This is a genomic window from Actinophytocola sediminis (assembly GCF_054779715.1).
Map to the genome: position 1 here is coordinate 1 of NZ_BAAGXS010000043.1, position 14,508 is coordinate 14,508.

Consider the following 14,508-nt stretch of genomic DNA (forward strand, 5'->3'; position numbering starts at 1 on the left):
GCGCCGCAGCCGGTCGGTCTCCCACGCCAGCCGGATCGCCGCGACCGGCGCGCCGAGCATGGCGGCGACCTCGGGCAGCTGGCCGACCGACGCCGGCGCGACGGCCAGGACGTCGCCGTCGCCGAGGTCGTGGTCCAGCCACGAGTCGCCATCGCCCCACTGGGACCGCTGTCCGTGGATGACCAGCGCGCAGCCGGTCGCGCCCGCGGCCTGGCCGATCACCCTGGCGAGCGTGCGCGGGTCCGGTTCCCGCCGGTCGCCGGCCAGGCTGGCGGTGATCGCCTCGGCTACCCGCCGCTCACGGATGCGCACGCCGCGACGGTACTCCGCGGCGACCCGGCATACATTCCGCCCGCCGCGCGCTGGCCGCAAGGGGCCTCCGGGACCCGGCGGGCGGTGGGGGAGCGAGGATACGGCTCGTGACGGAGTTGTCGTGGTGAGGGCGTTGCGGGCGACGGATCCGCGCCAGGTCGGGCCGTACCGGGTACTCGCCGAGCTGGGGCACGGCGGCATGGGCAGGGTGCTGCTGGGCAGCGGGCCGGGCGGCCTGCTGGCCACCGGGCACACCGACAGGACGGTGCGGCTGTGGCGGCTGCCTAGCCGGTGACCTGACCGGGGACCAGCCCCCGGCGGTGGGCCAGCACGCCCGCCTGGAACCGGGTCCTGGCGCCGAGCGCGGCCGACAGCTCGCTGGTCCGCCGGTGCACGGTGCGCAGGCTGACGCCGAGCTGGCGGGCGATGGCCTCGTCCTTCAACCCCGCCGCCAGCAACGAGAGCAGCCGGTCGTCCGGACCGACCCCGGTCGGCGGCACGATCGGCTCCGCCACCTGCCACAGCAGGTCGAACAGCTTCACGAGCGCGTCCAGCAGCGTGGGGGCGTAGACCACGAGCGCGCTGTCGATCATGCCGCTGGTCTGTCCGGTGAACGGCAGGATCGCGGTCGTGCGGTCGCCGATCGCGAGCTTGAGCGGCACGTCCGCGTAGATCCTGGCCTCCTCGCCGCCGCGGATCGCCTCGTGCAGCAACGCGAGCGCGCCCGGCACCTCGAGTGCCTCCGGCGCGTAGATGCCGCGCACCCGCACGCCCCGCGACAGCAGCGAGTCCTCGGCCGGGTTGGGCTGCTGCGGGTCCTGTGCGTACGGCGGCCGGTCCAGCACCCGCAGCTCGCCGGCGGCCGCCTGCTGTAACTGGAGGAACTGCGCGGCGACCGCCTCCTTGCCAACGACGATGCGCAGCTGTTCCTCCGGCCGGTGCTCGGCCGGCAGCTCGGAGGCCAGTGCCGCGGCGGCCCGGCGGATCGCCGCGATCTCGGTCTCCCGCCGGGCGACGAGCACGTCCACGGCGGTGTCCGGTGGCGTGGCGACCAGGCGGGCCGGGCGTCCGGGGAGCCTGCTGACCAGACCGAGGGACTCCAGGGTGCTCGTCGCGGCCCGGACCGCGCGGGCACTGCGGCCGGCGAGCGCGGCCAGGGTCGCGACGCTCTGCCGGGGGTTTCGCAGCAGTACGCGGTAGAGGCTCTCCGCTTCCGGGGGCACACCAAGTGGTTGCAGCACCTGGCCTTTATATGTCATGGCGGCTCTCTGCCATCACATCCGCCTGGTTTGGCGGTCGGCGGTGGGTTATCAATTGCCGGGACGTTCAGTTGACCTTGTGCAGGAGGAACCTGGTGAGACGCAGCGGAGTGGTCGCGGTCGGGATCGTGCTCGCACTTGGACTGGCCGCGCCACCGGCGGGTGCGACGCCGGGCGGCCACTGGCAGTCGCCGCGCTGCGGGGTGGTGACCGGCGACGGGTCGGTCAGCTTCACCAGGAACGACGGGCGGACGATCACCCCGACCTCGGTGCCGCAGCGGGCGTTGCAGTACGTGTACGGCGTGGTGCCGGCGGGCGCGAACACGCTGCTGGCCGTCGACCACCGGGGTGCGCTGCAGACGTCGGCCGACGCCGGCTGCTCGTGGTCGCCGCTGGGCGCGGTGACCGGGCTGGACGTACCCCGGCTCACGCCGGCGGGCGACGGCTCGGCGTACGTGTGGGACCAGAACGGGCTGTCGCTGTACCGGGTTCGGGGCACCAGGGTGACCGCGCTGCCGCCGGTCGCCGAGGACACCGGCACCGGCGTGGCGGCGCTCGCGGTCGACCGGTACTTCCCCCGGCACGTCCGCGTGGTGCTCGGCGACGGCACGGTCCGCGACTCCTACGACGCGGGCGCCACGTTCCGCACGACCGGGAACCCGCCGGCGGCCGACCTGTTCGTCTACAGCGCCGCGATCGACCGGGCGAACCTGAACCACATCGTGCTCGGCACCATGGGGGAGGGCGTGTACACGACCTGGCTCGGCGGCTGGCAGTGGACGCGCGCGACGCTGGGCAGGCCGGGCGAACGGATCAACGCGTTCTCGGTGGCGGTGTCGCCGGCCAACCCGTTGGTGGTGTGGGCGCAGGGCATCAACCACGCGGAGAACGACGCGCACGCGCCGTCGGAGGGCCGCCACGTCTACCGCTCCACCGACGGCGGCCGCCGGTTCACGGTCGCGGTGGACCACAAGCCGGGCGAGGTCACCCTGGTCAACGGCGCGCTGCTGGCGCCACACCCGACCAACCCCGCCGTGCTGTACTTCGTCTTCGGCACCTCCTACGCCGCCTACGGCACGGACCTGTTCCGCTTCGACGCCCACCGCGACACGCTGTCGGTGCGCCACAACGACCACGACGGCATCAAGGCGATCTCGTTCCACCCCCGCGACCCGGCGGTGATGTACCTCGGCTTCGCCGCGGAGTAAGCCGACCTGCTGGCCAGCGACAGCCAGGGGGCCGCTCCCCGATTTTATTTTTCATTAAAAATTATTAACTATATTGATGTCCGATATTATCGCCCAGGCGAAGTCGCGTTCCGTTGTGGCCAAAGGACCACAAGAAGCACGGAGGGGAGGGCCGCGAACGGCGCTACCCGCCCGGTCGCCATTCGGCATCGGGCGGGTAGCGGGGTGTCGGGTCAGCGGTTGACCGGCGGCACCGTGAAAGAAGGGCTGCCGACGGGCAGTTCCTTCGTGTTCAACTGCAGGTAGGTGTCCAGATAGGGCGCCCGGCCGCCGGGAGTGGCGGTGTCGTCGGCCGGGTTGTCCACGGCCAGCGTGAGCTTCGCGTCGTTGACCCTGATCTTCTCCCTGGACGGCGTGTCGATCCAGTCGTTGAGCGGCCCCGCCTGGATGGTGCCGATCTCGACGGCGAGCGAGTGGCCGGCCGCGATGGTCCAGTCGGCCGACTTGAGGTCGAAGGCCAGCTTGTCCGAGCTGAGCACGGCGATCTGTTCGTCGAACATGACGGCGGTGCCGTCCGGGGCCACGTCGTACAGCTTGACCATGATGTTGCCGTGGCCCTTGGTCTTCAGTGAGATCCGCGGCGTCCCGGTGATCCGGGTGCTCTCGGCGACCGGCTCGGACCACTTGACGAAGCTGGGCGTGCTGTCGGCCTCACCCCCGTGGTCCACATAGGACCCACCGCCGAGCCGGACGTCGGCCGTCCGGTCCACCACCGGCCAGGTGTCCTGGGCGCGCCAGGTGCCGGTGCTGTCCTGGACGGAGTAGGCCGGGTAGTCGACGGCGGGCTCGGTGCCCTTGAGGTACTGGTCGTAGAAGGAGATGGTCTCCTCGAACCAGCCTTCCCGGCCCATCGCCAGCTTGTCGTCCTCGGTGCGCTCGTTGCCGCGCACGTGGTCCCACGGGCCGAGCCAGCCGCGCTGGGGGCCGTCGTGGTTGTCGAGGAACTCCTGCATCGCCTCGGGCTCGGTGTTCCACTCCAGGAAGCCCTGGGTGACGAACAGCGGGGTGTCGGTGCCCTTGGCCTTGGCGGCGAAGTCGCGGTCGGTCCAGAACTTGGCCCCGGGGTCAGCGGTCTGGTAGTTGGCCATGTTCGTCAGCAGGCACTCCGGGTGGGCCTCCTCGTACTTGGCGTTGGCCAGGTAGCGGGCGTCCTCGTCGGGCAGTTGCGGGAGCGCGGCGATGGTGTTGTAGGAGTTGGCCGTGTTGACGATGGTCGAGCGCACCACGTCGTTGGAGCGCATGTTGCGGTAGTAGTCCCACACGGGTTCCTGGGCGACGACGGCCTTGAGCGCGTCCTGGTCGAGGTTGTTGCCGATCAGGCCGGTGATGGCGTCGAAGGATTTGCCGTACATGCCAACGGATCCGGTGGACCACGGCTGGCTGGCCGCCCAGTCGATGGCGGCTTTCACGTCGGCCTGGTCGCCGGGGCCGGCGGCGTCCAGGCAGCCGGTCGAGCCGCCGAAGCCGCGCAGGTCCACCATGACGAAGGCGTAGCCGCGGTCGAACAGGTCGGTGCCCTCGATGAAGTCGGTGAAGCGGTCGGATGGTCCCGCGTGTTTCCAGTCCTCCAGCGTGCTTTGGCCGGAGTGTCCGAAGTAGGCGCCGGCGGACAGGATGACCGGGACCTGTTCTCCTGCTGGCAGTCCTTCCGGCAGCAGGACGTCGGCGTGGAGTTCCACATCGGACCCGTCCGAGGACGGGAAGTAGTGCTGGGTCCACGACGCGCCTTCCGGGACGCGGTCGTTCTCCTGGTGGGTCACCGGGTTGTCCGCCGTGGCGACGGTGGTTGGCGCGGCGGTGGCGGCGGAGCCGGCGAGCATGCCGGTCAGTACGACGGCGAGTGCGGTGGCGGTCGGGATGACCGCTTGAGACCTGTGCACGAGTTCCTCCAGTCGGATACTGCGTCCGATTGTTCGTGCTGGGTGGACGGGGCAACAGTGACGCCGTGTCATGCCTTGACCCGGTGGCAGGTCACGGTCCTGTGGGGAGTGTCACCCGAATCGTCCACAGTGGCCAGTCGGGTTCGCCTTACAGCCAGTCGTGTTCGCGGGCGTAGCGGGCGGCCTCGTGCCGGGTCCTGGTCTGGGTTTTCTGCATGGCGTTGGACAGGTAGTTGCGTACGGTGCCTTCCGCGAGGTGCAGCTGGGTGGCGATGTCGGCGACCGAGTAGCCGTTGCCGGTCGCGCGCAGCACGTCGATCTCGCGGTCGGTGAGCGGGCAGTCGTCGACGACGGCCAGTGCGGAGACGTCCGGGTCGATCCAGCGTTTGCCGGCGTGCAGGGCGGCGATGACCGCGGCGATGTGCGCCGGTTCGGCGGACTTGCTGACGAAGCCCTGGACGCCGAGTTTGAGCGCCTTGCGGAGCACGCCGGGTTTGGCGTGCCGGGTGAGCATGAGGATCACCTGGTTGGGCCGGGTGCGGCGGATCTGCGCGACGGCCTCGAGGCCGTCCACACCGGGCATCTCCAGGTCGATGACGAGCACGTCGGGTTCGTGTCGCGTGGTGGCCTCGACGGCGCTCGCGCCGTCCTGTGCCTCGGCGAGCACGGTGATCTCGCCCTCGAGGGGCAGCAACGCGGCCATGGCCTTGCGGAGTAGGGCCTCGTCGTCGGCGAGTACCACGGTGGTCATCGGGTCTCCTGTGCTTCGGAACGTCGGGGCGGCAGGGTGGCGGCGGTGGTGAACTGGCCGTCGTGCTGTTCGACGGTCAGCTCGCCGCCGTCGCCCGCGACGCGTTGGGTGAGGCTGGCCAGGCCGCGCAGTTCGGGCAGTGGGGTGTGCGGGGCGCCGTCGTTGACGATGGCGATGCTCGAGGCCGACAGGGTGATCCGCACGCGCGTGGCCTGGGCGTGGCGCAGGATGTTGGTGGTCGTCTCGCGCAGCACCTGGCCGAGCAGCTCGCCCGCGCTCTGGTCGACGTCGGCCTCGCGGTTGATGCGCACGCTGATGCCGGCGGCCTCGAACAGGTTGCGGGCGTTCTCCAGCTCGGCGGCGAGGTTGAGCCGCCGCTGGGCGTAGGCGAGTTCCTTTGTCTGCTTGATGGTGTCGCTGACCAGGTCGTGGATCTCGCGCAGTTCCTGTTTGGCGCGTTCGGTGTCGCTGTCCACGAGCTTCTGTGCCAGCGCGGTCTTGAGTTTCACCACGTGCAGGGTGTGGCCCTGGATGTCGTGCAGGTCGCTGGCGAACCGGACGCGTTCGCGGATGACGGCCAGCTCGGTCTCCCGTTCCCCGGCCTCCTCGAGTTCCTCGACGACGTCGTAGAACCCCTTGTTGGGGAACATCAGTCCGATGAGGATCACGGTGGCGCCGGTCGGCACGAGGACGAACTGCAACAGCACGTCGGACACGTCCGCGTCGGACACCAGCAGCCGGGTCGCGCCGACGGCGCCGACGTAGGCGGCGAGCGCGACGACGGCCGCGATCCGGTGTCGTGACAGCTGGGGGATGACGTAGGAGCCGACGCAGGAGATGCCGAAGAAGGCCGCCGAGGCGCCGATCTCCAGTACGGCGAATGGCCACACGGCCGCGGCGACGACCAGGCAGGGGATCGCGACGCGCAGCACGTTGCCGGCCGCCCACCGGGTGAACGACACCAGGGTGGCCACCACGCCGGCGCCGAGCACGACGGCGTCGGTCCAGGACCTGGCGTAGATCGTCACGGAGATCGTGCCGGCGACGGCGAGCAGCGGCAGGAACATGGTGAGGTTGAGGGTGCGGAGCTGTCCCTGTGCCGGCTCGCGGTCGGTGGGGTCGCGCAGCGGTCTTGGCTTCATACGTGTGGTTCTCCGGGGTCGACCAGCCGGTTGCTCAGCATCGTTGTTGTCCGGTGGCGGGCACTAGTGACGCCACGTCATATCTTTCCCCAAGTATTGTCACGTGACCTGATGACGTGGTCGCACTGGTGAATGTCCACTGAGGCCGCTGAGATCAGTGGTATGACTTCCACGCCTGTGATCGACGTCGAGCGACTGAACGTCACCTACGGAGACTTCCACGCGGTCAAGGATCTGTCCTTTCAGGTCAGTCGGGGCGAGTTCTACGCGCTGCTCGGTACGAACGGGGCGGGCAAGACCTCGACGCTGGAGACCATCGAGGGCCATCGCGCGCCCACGTCCGGCACGGTACGGGTGCTTGGCCAGAGCCCGTCGGACCGGGCGGCCGTGCGCCCGAAAATGGGCATCATGCTGCAGGAGAGCGGGTTCTCTCCTGATCTGACGGTGAAGGAGACCGTCCAGCTGATCGGCAAGCTCACCCAGCGTGCCGACCGGGTGGAGCGGGTGCTGAGCATCGTCGACCTCACCGGCAAGGCGGGCACGAAGGTGTCGGCGCTGTCGGGCGGGGAGAAGCGGCGGCTGGACTTCGCCACCGCCGTGTACGGCACGCCCGAGCTGGTGTTCCTGGACGAGCCGACGACCGGGCTGGACATCCAGTCCAGGGACGCGCTGTGGGACGCGGTGGACAAGCTGCGCGAGGACGGTTCGACGATCGTGCTGACCACGCACTACCTGGAGGAGGCCCAGCAGCGCGCCGACCGGATCGGCCTGATGCACCAGGGCATCTTCCACCGGGAGGGCACGGTCGCGGAGCTGACCAGGACCCTGCCGGCGGTGATCCGCTTCATGCTGCCGCCGTCGGCGCCCGCGCTGCCGCTGCGGGGCAGGCGGGACCGGGACGGGTCGTTCCTGATCGAGACCTTCGCCCTGCAGAAGGACCTGTTCACGCTGTTGCGCTGGGCGCAGGACCACGCGGTGGAGCTGACCGAGCTGCAGGCGGGGCCGACGCGGCTCGACGACGTGTTCCGCGCCATCGACAACTAGCACTTTTCCTGGGAAGGGACCCAATCATGCTTTCGATCGCTCATGGCGAGCTGATCCAGATCTTCCGCAACCGTTCGGTGCTGATCAACAGCTTCGTGATACCGGTCGCGATCAGCGCGTTCTTCATCTACCAGCACGAGTCGTTCGCGAAGATCGGCAGCCTCGGCTACATCGCGGCGATCGTGATGTTCACCGTGTGCGCGTTCGGGCTCTACGCCAGCGCGGTGACCACGTTGGCCTCGCGTAGGCAGAACCTGTTCCTCAAGCGGCTGCGCTCGACCGCGGCCGGTGACGCGGACATCCTGACCGGGCTGGTGCTGCCGGTGACGGTGATCGCGCTGGTCCAGGTGGTCGCGATCCTGGCCGTGCTGGGGGTGGTCACCGGTATGCCGGACAACATCGGCCTGCTGGCGGTGGCCGTGCTGGCCACGGTGGCGATGATGGTCGGGCTGGGGTTGGCCACCGCGGGGTTGACCAACTCGCCCGAGCACGCCCAGGTCACCACACTGCCCGTGAGCCTCGGGGTGATCGCCGTCGCGAGTTGGGTCGGGATCACCGGCACCGAGGAGCTGGCCCTGGTCAAGCGGCTGTTGCCGGGTGGCTCGGCCACCGAGCTGGCGGTCAACGCCTGGAACGGCGGCGTCGCGGTCACCGACTCGCTGATCCTGTTGGCGCCCACGCTGGCCTGGGTGGTCGTCGCGGGCAGCCTGGCCACTCGCTTCTTCCGTTGGGAGCCGCGCCGGTGAGGTCGCGTCGCGTGTCGACCAGGCGCATGCCGACGAGGTGCTGGTGACCGCGCCGGGTCACGGCTGGTCGGTGCGCCGGGGCGGGCCGACCTCCGAGCGCGGACAGCCTGCCGTTGATCCTGGGAGCTGAGACCTGTCCGGGTTGTCCGTGCGCTAGCGTCTCTGGCGTGAAATGGCGATGAGTACCGACGAATCACCAGTCGGGCTGGTCGGGGTCCTGCTGGTCGGCACGCGCGGTGACCATGGGCCCGGCGAGGTGCTGGTCAAGATCAGAGGCGGTTCGGAAACGTTTCTCGCGTTCTCCGGCGAGCCGCTGCCCAAAGGTGCGACGGTCCTGGTCATCGATTCCCGGGGAGCGCGTGCGGTCGACGTGGCGCCCTGGACAGACCTGATGGGAGACCTGTGATGTTCTTCTACCGCGTACCGGCCCCCGACGAGGCGATGCTCATCTCCGGCGGAAAGGTCCGCAGTGAGGGCAACGCGCCGTTTCGGGTGGTGACCGGGCGGGGTGCCTTCGTGATGCCGTTCTTCCGGAAGGTGCGGTTCCTGTCGCTGCACATGGCCGAGGCGGAGATCACCGAGACCTGCGTGACCAAGCAGGCGATCACGTTGAAGGTGCGGGCGGTGATCGCGTTCAAGATCGGCAACGACACCGAGAGCATCGTCAACGCCGGTCAGCGCTTCCTGTCCGACCAGAAGCAGATGGAGGAGCTGACCGGGCGGATCTTCTCCGGGCACCTGCGCTCGATCGTCGGCGCCATGACGGTCGAGGAGATCATCACCGAACGGCAGAAGCTGGCGCTGGAGGTGCTCGACGCCTCGGCCGTCGAGATGGCGCGGATCGGGCTCACGATCGACTCGTTGCAGATCCAGTCGATCGACGACATGGACCTCGGCTACATCGCCGCGCTGTCCGCGCCGCACAACGCGGCCGTGCACCGCGAGGCGAAGATCGCCCAGGCCAGGGCCGACCAGGCCGCCGCGGAGGTGGCCCAGGAGTCGGATCGCCGGCAGGCCGAGTACTCCCGGCAGACCTCCGTGGTGCGGGCGCAGTACAAGGCGGAGGTGGACAAGGCGCAGGCCGAGGCCGCGCAGGCGGGGCCGCTGGCCCAGGCGAACGCCACCCAGGAGGTGATCAACGCGCAGACCGAGCTGGCGCAGCGCGCGGCCGGTCTGCGTGAGCAGCAGCTGGTGGCCGAGGTGGTGAAGCCGGCGCAGGCCGAGGCCGAGCGGGTCCGCATCATCGCGCGCGCCGAGGCCGAGGCGACCGAGATCCAGGCCGCGGCGGCCGCGTCCCACGACCGGGTCGCGTTGGACCGGTTGATCATCGAGCAGCTGCCCAAGATCGTGCAGGAGGCGGCCGGCGGCCTGCGCGGCGCGAACGTGAACATCCTCAGCGGCGCGGACGGGCTCGGTGAGATGGCGGCCGGTCTGGTGGGTCAGGGGCTGGCGATTCTCGACTCGGTCAAGAAGGGCCTTGCCGGCGAGCAGCCGGAGCCGGAGGAGCGCGCCCAGCTCAAACCGTGAGTGGGCGCCGACAACCCGCCGTCGAGCCGGAGACCACAGTGGACACCAGCGCGCCGCGCAGGCTCCCCGACGTGTCCGCGCGTGTCGAGGCGACCCGTGGTCGGCTGCGCAGGCTGAACGTCATCACCCAACTCGTGGTGATTGTTCCGGTCGGCACGCTGCTGGTCGTGGTCGACTCCCGGTCGTGGTGGGAGGCGGCCGTGCTGGCCGTCGGTCTGCTCGCCGCCGTGGTCGTGGTCCTCCGGTGGGCCGAGTACGACGTGTCCGCCGTCGCGCTGCCCTGTCTGGCGGTCAGCGCGGCGGTGTGGGTCTTCGGTGTGCTGGTCAGCGGCAGTACCACCGCGTTCTACAGCATCACGGTCATCGGTCCGCTCATCGTGCCGCAGTTGCCGAGGCGTCGGCTGCCCGCGGCCGTCGGGCTGGTCGCGTTCGTCGCCGCGGTGGGCGCGGCGCGGCTGCTGGTGTCGGCCGAGGGCGCCGGCCGGGTGCTGTTCGGCTACGTGGTCATCCCGACGGGCGTCGTCGTGCTCGTGCTCGGCTTCCTGTTCGCCAACCAGGTCTTCTACCACCTCATGGCGGAGTTGGAGGAGGCGCGCGAGCACGAGGCGGAACTGGCCGTCGCGCGGGAGCGGATCCGGTTCGCCAGCGAGCTGCACGACATCCAGGGCCACACGTTGCACGTGGTGAAGCTGAAGACCGCGCTGGCCGGGAAGCTGGTGCGGACCGACGCCGACCGCGCGGCCGAGGAGTTGCGCGAGATCCAGGTGTTGGTCGGCGACACCATCAAACAGACGAAGGAACTGGCCTACGCGCAACGGCGGCTCAACCTCGCCAGTGAGCTGGAGAACGCGAAGAACCTGTTCGAGGCCGCCGGCATCCGGGTGCGGATCGTGCGTGCGGCGGAGGTCGGCGAGCACGCGAGCGAGCTTCTCGGCCAGGTCCTGCGCGAGACGACCACCAACATCCTGCGGCACGCGCAGGCGACGCGGGTGCGGATCACGCTGTCGGCCGCCGCCATCACCATCGTCAACGACGGCGCGCCCGGCGACGAGCCGCCGCGGTTGCGTGGTCTGGCCACGCTGCGGGAACGGGTGGCGAGCGAGGGTGGCGAGCTGTCGGTGGAGCGCGCCGGCGGCGAGTTCTCCACGGCCGCGGTCTTCCCGGTCTGACTTGTCGGTCTGTTCAGCCGGCGCGCGGCGAGTATCCGGATATTCTGGGCATGGTGGAGTTTCGTCTGCTCGGCTCCGTCGAGGCGGTCAGTTCGCGTTGACGGTGAAACCCTGCCCGTTGCCGTACTCCACCAGGGCGTCCTGCCAGGTGCGCAGCCCGGCGTCCAGATCGCTGTTGGCGACGTAGGCCTGGCCGACGGTGTCGCTGAAGATGGTCTCGGCGTAGAGCTGGTAGGGCAGGTATTCCCAGCCGGGCGACACCTGGGTGGCGGCGGTGGTCAGCACCTCGTTGATCTGCTGCCCGCCGAAGTAGGGCGCGGAGAACTCGCGGAACTCGCTGGACTCGAGGTCCGCGGTGGTGGCGGGGAAGCCGCCGCTGGCGAGGAAGACGTCGATGCTGTCCTGCTCGTTGTTGAGCCAGCGCACGAACGCCGCGGCCAGGTCACGGTCGCCGCTCCGCGCCAGCACCGACTGGGTGCTGCCGCCGTGCTCGGCGGTGGTCGGCTCGCCGTCGTAGGTGGGGATCGGGGCCACGGCCCACTTGCCGGAGGCGGCCTGCACCGACTCCATCAGGATGCCCGGCATCCACGCGCCGGCCACCACCGTGGCGATGGTTCCGTCGCCCAGTGCCCGGTACCACTCGTCGGTCCACCCGGTGATGTTCGTGACCAGCCTGCCCTCGACGAGCTGGTTCCACAGGGCAGTCCACTTCCGCGTGCCCTCGTCCCGCAGGTCCACCCGGACGTCACGGTCGCCCTCGGTGCTGAACGGCCGCCCGCCCGCCTGCCAGATCATGCTCGTGGTGAAACCGGGATCCCCGGCGTCGGAGGCGATGAACTTGGTCGGGTCCGCGGTGTGCAGTTTTCTCGCCGTGGCCACATAGTCGTCCCACGTGGTCGGCACGGTGAGGCCGTACCTGGTGAAGATCTCCTTGTTGTAGAACATCGCCATGGGTCCGGAGTCCTGGGGCAGGCCGTAGATGCCGTCGCCGACGTGCACCGACTCCCAGGTGGAGGCCGTGTAGTCGTCGGCGAGCTCCTCGAAGCCGTAGCCGGACAGGTCGACCAGTGAGTCCTGCATGGCGAACTGGGGGAGCGCGCGGTACTCGATCTGCGCGACGTCCGGGCCGCCTCGGCCGGCCTTGATCGCGTTCTGCAGTGCGGTGTAATGGTCTTCGCCGGTGCCGACGTTCACGTACTCGACCGTGACGTTCGGGTACTTCTTCTCGAACGCGGCCGCCTGTTCCTTGGCCGACGGTGTCCAGGACCAGTAGGTGATCGTGCCGCCCTTGTCCAGCGCGGCGTCCAGCGCCTCGGGGGAGGCGTTGTCGCCGGCGGCCGGCTCGCCGGCCGAACATCCCGCGAGCAGGACGGCCAGCGAGGTCGCCGCCGCCGCGATCGCCTTGCCCTGGCGCCAGGTTCGAGTCATGAGCGTTCCTTTCCCGACACGGTGCGAGTGGTTACTGCTTGACGCTGCCCGCGCTCAGGCCGTCCTGCCAGAACCGTTGCAGCAGCAGGAAAGCGGCGATGAGTGGGATGATCGTGAGCAGGGAGCCGGTGATCACGAGGTGGTGGATCGGCTCCGCGCCGGCACCCTGGCCCTGGCCGCTCCAGTGGTTGAGGCCGACGGTCAGCGGGAACCAGCTCGGCTCGTTGATCATGATCAGCGGCAGGAAGTAGTTGTTCCATGTGGACACCACGGCGAACAGCGCGACGGTGACGATGCCGGGAACGAGTAGCCGCAGCCCGACGGCGAAGAAGATCCGGATCTCGCCCGCGCCGTCGATGCGCGCCGCCTCGATCAGCTCGTCGGGCACCGCGTCGGTGGCATAGACCCAGATCAGGTAGAGGCCGAACGGGCTCACCAGCGACGGGATGATCACCGCCAGCGGGGTGTTGGTCAGGCCGAGCGCGCTGAACATCAGGAAGGTCGGCACGGCCAGCGCGGTGCCGGGAATCGCGATCGCGCCGAGGATGACGGCGAACACCGCGCGCCGCCCGGCGAACCGGTACTTGGCAAGGCCGTAGCCGGCGGCGGTGGCCAGCAGGGTCGCCCCGCCCGCGCCGGCGACCACGTAGAGCATCGTGTTTCCCAGCCAGCGCAGGAAGATGCCGTTGTCGTAGGTGAACGTCTCGGCGATGTTGGCGAACAGCGCGAACGGCCCGCCGAACCACAGGCCGGGCGTGTCGAACAGAGCGGCCTGGGACTTGGTCGCGTTGATCGCCAGCCAGACCAGCGGAACCAGCGTGTAGACCAGATAGAGGGAGGCGAGGACGGTCAAGGTCCTCGACTTGCCGGCCACCAGGCCGCCGCGCGCCGCTTTCCGGTGCATCACATGCCTTTCCGCGCGCCGCGCAACTGCACCACGTAGGCGATGACCGCGGTGATGACACCCATCACGATCGCGACGGTGGCCGCGTAGTTGTACTGCTGGCCGCCGAAGGACAGGTAGTAGGCGTACATGTTGGGCGTGTAGTCGGTGGTGAGCACGTTGGGGATCAGCGCGCGCAGGATGTTGGGCTCGTTGAACAGCTGGAAGCTGCCGATGATGGAGAAGATGGTCGCGATCACGATGGCGCCGCGCAGCGCGGGCAGCTTGACGCTGACGATCGTCCGGAACGGTCCGGCGCCGTCGATGGCCGCGGCCTCGTACAACTCCCCGGCGACCACACGCAGCGCCGAATAGAAAATGATCATGTTGTAGCCGACGAACTCCCAGGTGACGATGTTGCCGATCGAGGTCAGTGCCCAGCCGGGCGACAGCGGCCGGATCGCGTCGGTGCCCAGCAGGTGGTTGAGGTCGGCGGCCAGACCGAAGTTGGTGCCGTAGATGTAGCCCCACATCAGGGTGGCCACCACCGCCGGGACCGCGTACGGCAGGAAGATCACGATCCGGAAGAAGCCGCTCGCGTGCAGCCGGGCGCTGTCGATGGCCAGCGCCGCGACCAACGCCAGCACCAGCATGATCGGCACCTGAACGGCCAGGAAGACCAACACCCGGAACAGGCCGCTCCAGAACCGGGTGTCGGCGAAGAGCTGCACGTAGTTGTCCAGGCCGACGAAGGCCGTGCCGCCGAAGAACGCCTGGTCCCGGAACAGGCTGAGCTGCAGGGCATACCCGATCGGCGCGAGGAACGTCAGCGCGAACACGACCAGGAAAGGCAGGACGAACAACCAACCGCGCCGATCGAGTCGCCGACGCGGATCGCGGGAGCGGCTGGTGATCGGACTCGACACCATGTCGTTCCTCGCAGTTAATGTTCACGTTAACATTGGCGCGAAGTTACCGCGTCGCGCGCACCATGTCCAGAAACCGCGGCGGGGCCGTGGTACCAGTCCGAGCAACCGACGTGGTCCTCGCAGACGCGGAACCTGTCGATAGTGCTTCCTCCTGTTGGTGTGGGGTCATCGAGTCGGCCCCCGTTCGGGTG

The 14,508-nt window shown here is 69.4% G+C and carries 15 protein-coding genes; 7 read left to right on the forward strand and 8 right to left on the reverse strand.

Annotated features, from left to right (window positions below):
* Window positions 1-312: hypothetical protein (locus ACYVIP_RS25680; RefSeq protein WP_460400709.1), on the reverse strand; the 312-nt coding region annotated here is incomplete at its 3' end.
* 121 nt (window positions 313-433) lie between these two features.
* Here ACYVIP_RS25680 and ACYVIP_RS25685 point away from each other — a divergent pair.
* A complete protein-coding gene (locus ACYVIP_RS25685; protein WP_460400711.1) occupies window positions 434-607 on the forward strand; it encodes a hypothetical protein in 174 nt (57 codons plus the stop codon).
* Here the strand turns inward: ACYVIP_RS25685 and ACYVIP_RS25690 are convergent.
* Complete coding sequence (locus ACYVIP_RS25690; RefSeq protein ID WP_460400713.1) at window positions 597-1,553, reverse strand: helix-turn-helix transcriptional regulator; 957 nt, start codon at window positions 1,551-1,553, stop codon at window positions 597-599. The genes ACYVIP_RS25685 and ACYVIP_RS25690 overlap by 11 nt on opposite strands.
* A gap of 113 nt (window positions 1,554-1,666) precedes the next feature.
* On the opposite strand from ACYVIP_RS25690, the gene ACYVIP_RS25695 reads away from it, so the two are divergent.
* Window positions 1,667-2,779 carry a beta propeller repeat protein gene (locus ACYVIP_RS25695; RefSeq protein WP_460400715.1) on the forward strand — a complete coding sequence of 371 codons (1,113 nt, stop codon included), beginning with the start codon at window positions 1,667-1,669 and terminating at the stop codon, window positions 2,777-2,779.
* Between the two features lie 212 nt (window positions 2,780-2,991).
* On the opposite strand, the gene ACYVIP_RS25700 is transcribed toward ACYVIP_RS25695, so the two are convergent.
* From ACYVIP_RS25700 to ACYVIP_RS25710, 3 genes are all read right to left on the reverse strand, one after another.
* A complete protein-coding gene (locus ACYVIP_RS25700) occupies window positions 2,992-4,698 on the reverse strand; it encodes a CocE/NonD family hydrolase (protein WP_460400717.1) in 1,707 nt (568 codons plus the stop codon).
* A 148-nt stretch (window positions 4,699-4,846) separates the two neighbouring features.
* Complete coding sequence (locus ACYVIP_RS25705) at window positions 4,847-5,449, reverse strand: response regulator (RefSeq protein WP_460400719.1); 603 nt, start codon at window positions 5,447-5,449, stop codon at window positions 4,847-4,849.
* Window positions 5,446-6,591 (reverse strand): sensor histidine kinase, encoded by a 1,146-nt coding sequence (locus ACYVIP_RS25710; RefSeq protein ID WP_460400721.1) that lies wholly within the window; start codon window positions 6,589-6,591, stop codon window positions 5,446-5,448. The genes ACYVIP_RS25705 and ACYVIP_RS25710 overlap by 4 nt, the downstream gene beginning before the upstream one ends.
* A 162-nt stretch (window positions 6,592-6,753) precedes the next feature.
* Between ACYVIP_RS25710 and ACYVIP_RS25715 the strand changes: the two genes are divergently transcribed.
* The 5 genes from ACYVIP_RS25715 to ACYVIP_RS25735 all read left to right on the forward strand — a co-directional run bounded on the left by ACYVIP_RS25715 (window position 6,754) and on the right by ACYVIP_RS25735 (window position 11,077).
* Window positions 6,754-7,635 (forward strand): ABC transporter ATP-binding protein, encoded by an 882-nt coding sequence (locus tag ACYVIP_RS25715; RefSeq protein ID WP_460400723.1) that lies wholly within the window; start codon window positions 6,754-6,756, stop codon window positions 7,633-7,635.
* A gap of 26 nt (window positions 7,636-7,661) precedes the next feature.
* Window positions 7,662-8,381, forward strand: coding sequence for an ABC transporter permease (locus ACYVIP_RS25720; RefSeq protein WP_460400725.1), 720 nt, complete (start codon window positions 7,662-7,664; stop codon window positions 8,379-8,381).
* Window positions 8,382-8,553: 172 nt separating this feature from the next.
* The gene (locus ACYVIP_RS25725) at window positions 8,554-8,787 is read left to right on the forward strand and encodes a hypothetical protein (RefSeq protein ID WP_460400727.1); all 234 of its coding nucleotides are present in this window, start codon (window positions 8,554-8,556) and stop codon (window positions 8,785-8,787) included.
* Window positions 8,787-9,908 carry an SPFH domain-containing protein gene (locus tag ACYVIP_RS25730; protein ID WP_460400729.1) on the forward strand — a complete coding sequence of 374 codons (1,122 nt, stop codon included), beginning with the start codon at window positions 8,787-8,789 and terminating at the stop codon, window positions 9,906-9,908. Before ACYVIP_RS25725 ends, ACYVIP_RS25730 begins: the two co-directional genes overlap by 1 nt.
* 71 nt (window positions 9,909-9,979) lie before the next feature.
* Window positions 9,980-11,077, forward strand: coding sequence for a sensor histidine kinase (locus tag ACYVIP_RS25735; RefSeq protein WP_460400905.1), 1,098 nt, complete (start codon window positions 9,980-9,982; stop codon window positions 11,075-11,077).
* A gap of 87 nt (window positions 11,078-11,164) precedes the next feature.
* On the opposite strand, the gene ACYVIP_RS25740 is transcribed toward ACYVIP_RS25735, so the two are convergent.
* Genes ACYVIP_RS25740 through ACYVIP_RS25750 form a run of 3 tightly spaced genes read right to left on the reverse strand, consistent with a single transcriptional unit; the run spans window position 11,165 to window position 14,317 of the window.
* Entirely contained in the window at window positions 11,165-12,505 is a 1,341-nt protein-coding gene (locus ACYVIP_RS25740) for an ABC transporter substrate-binding protein (protein WP_460400731.1), read from the reverse strand.
* 31 nt (window positions 12,506-12,536) lie between these two features.
* On the reverse strand, window positions 12,537-13,409 hold the full coding sequence (locus ACYVIP_RS25745) for a carbohydrate ABC transporter permease (RefSeq protein WP_460400733.1): 873 nt from the start codon (window positions 13,407-13,409) through the stop codon (window positions 12,537-12,539).
* A complete protein-coding gene (locus tag ACYVIP_RS25750) occupies window positions 13,409-14,317 on the reverse strand; it encodes a carbohydrate ABC transporter permease (RefSeq protein ID WP_460400735.1) in 909 nt (302 codons plus the stop codon). Before ACYVIP_RS25750 ends, ACYVIP_RS25745 begins: the two co-directional genes overlap by 1 nt.
* Between the last annotated feature and the right edge of the window lie 191 nt (window positions 14,318-14,508).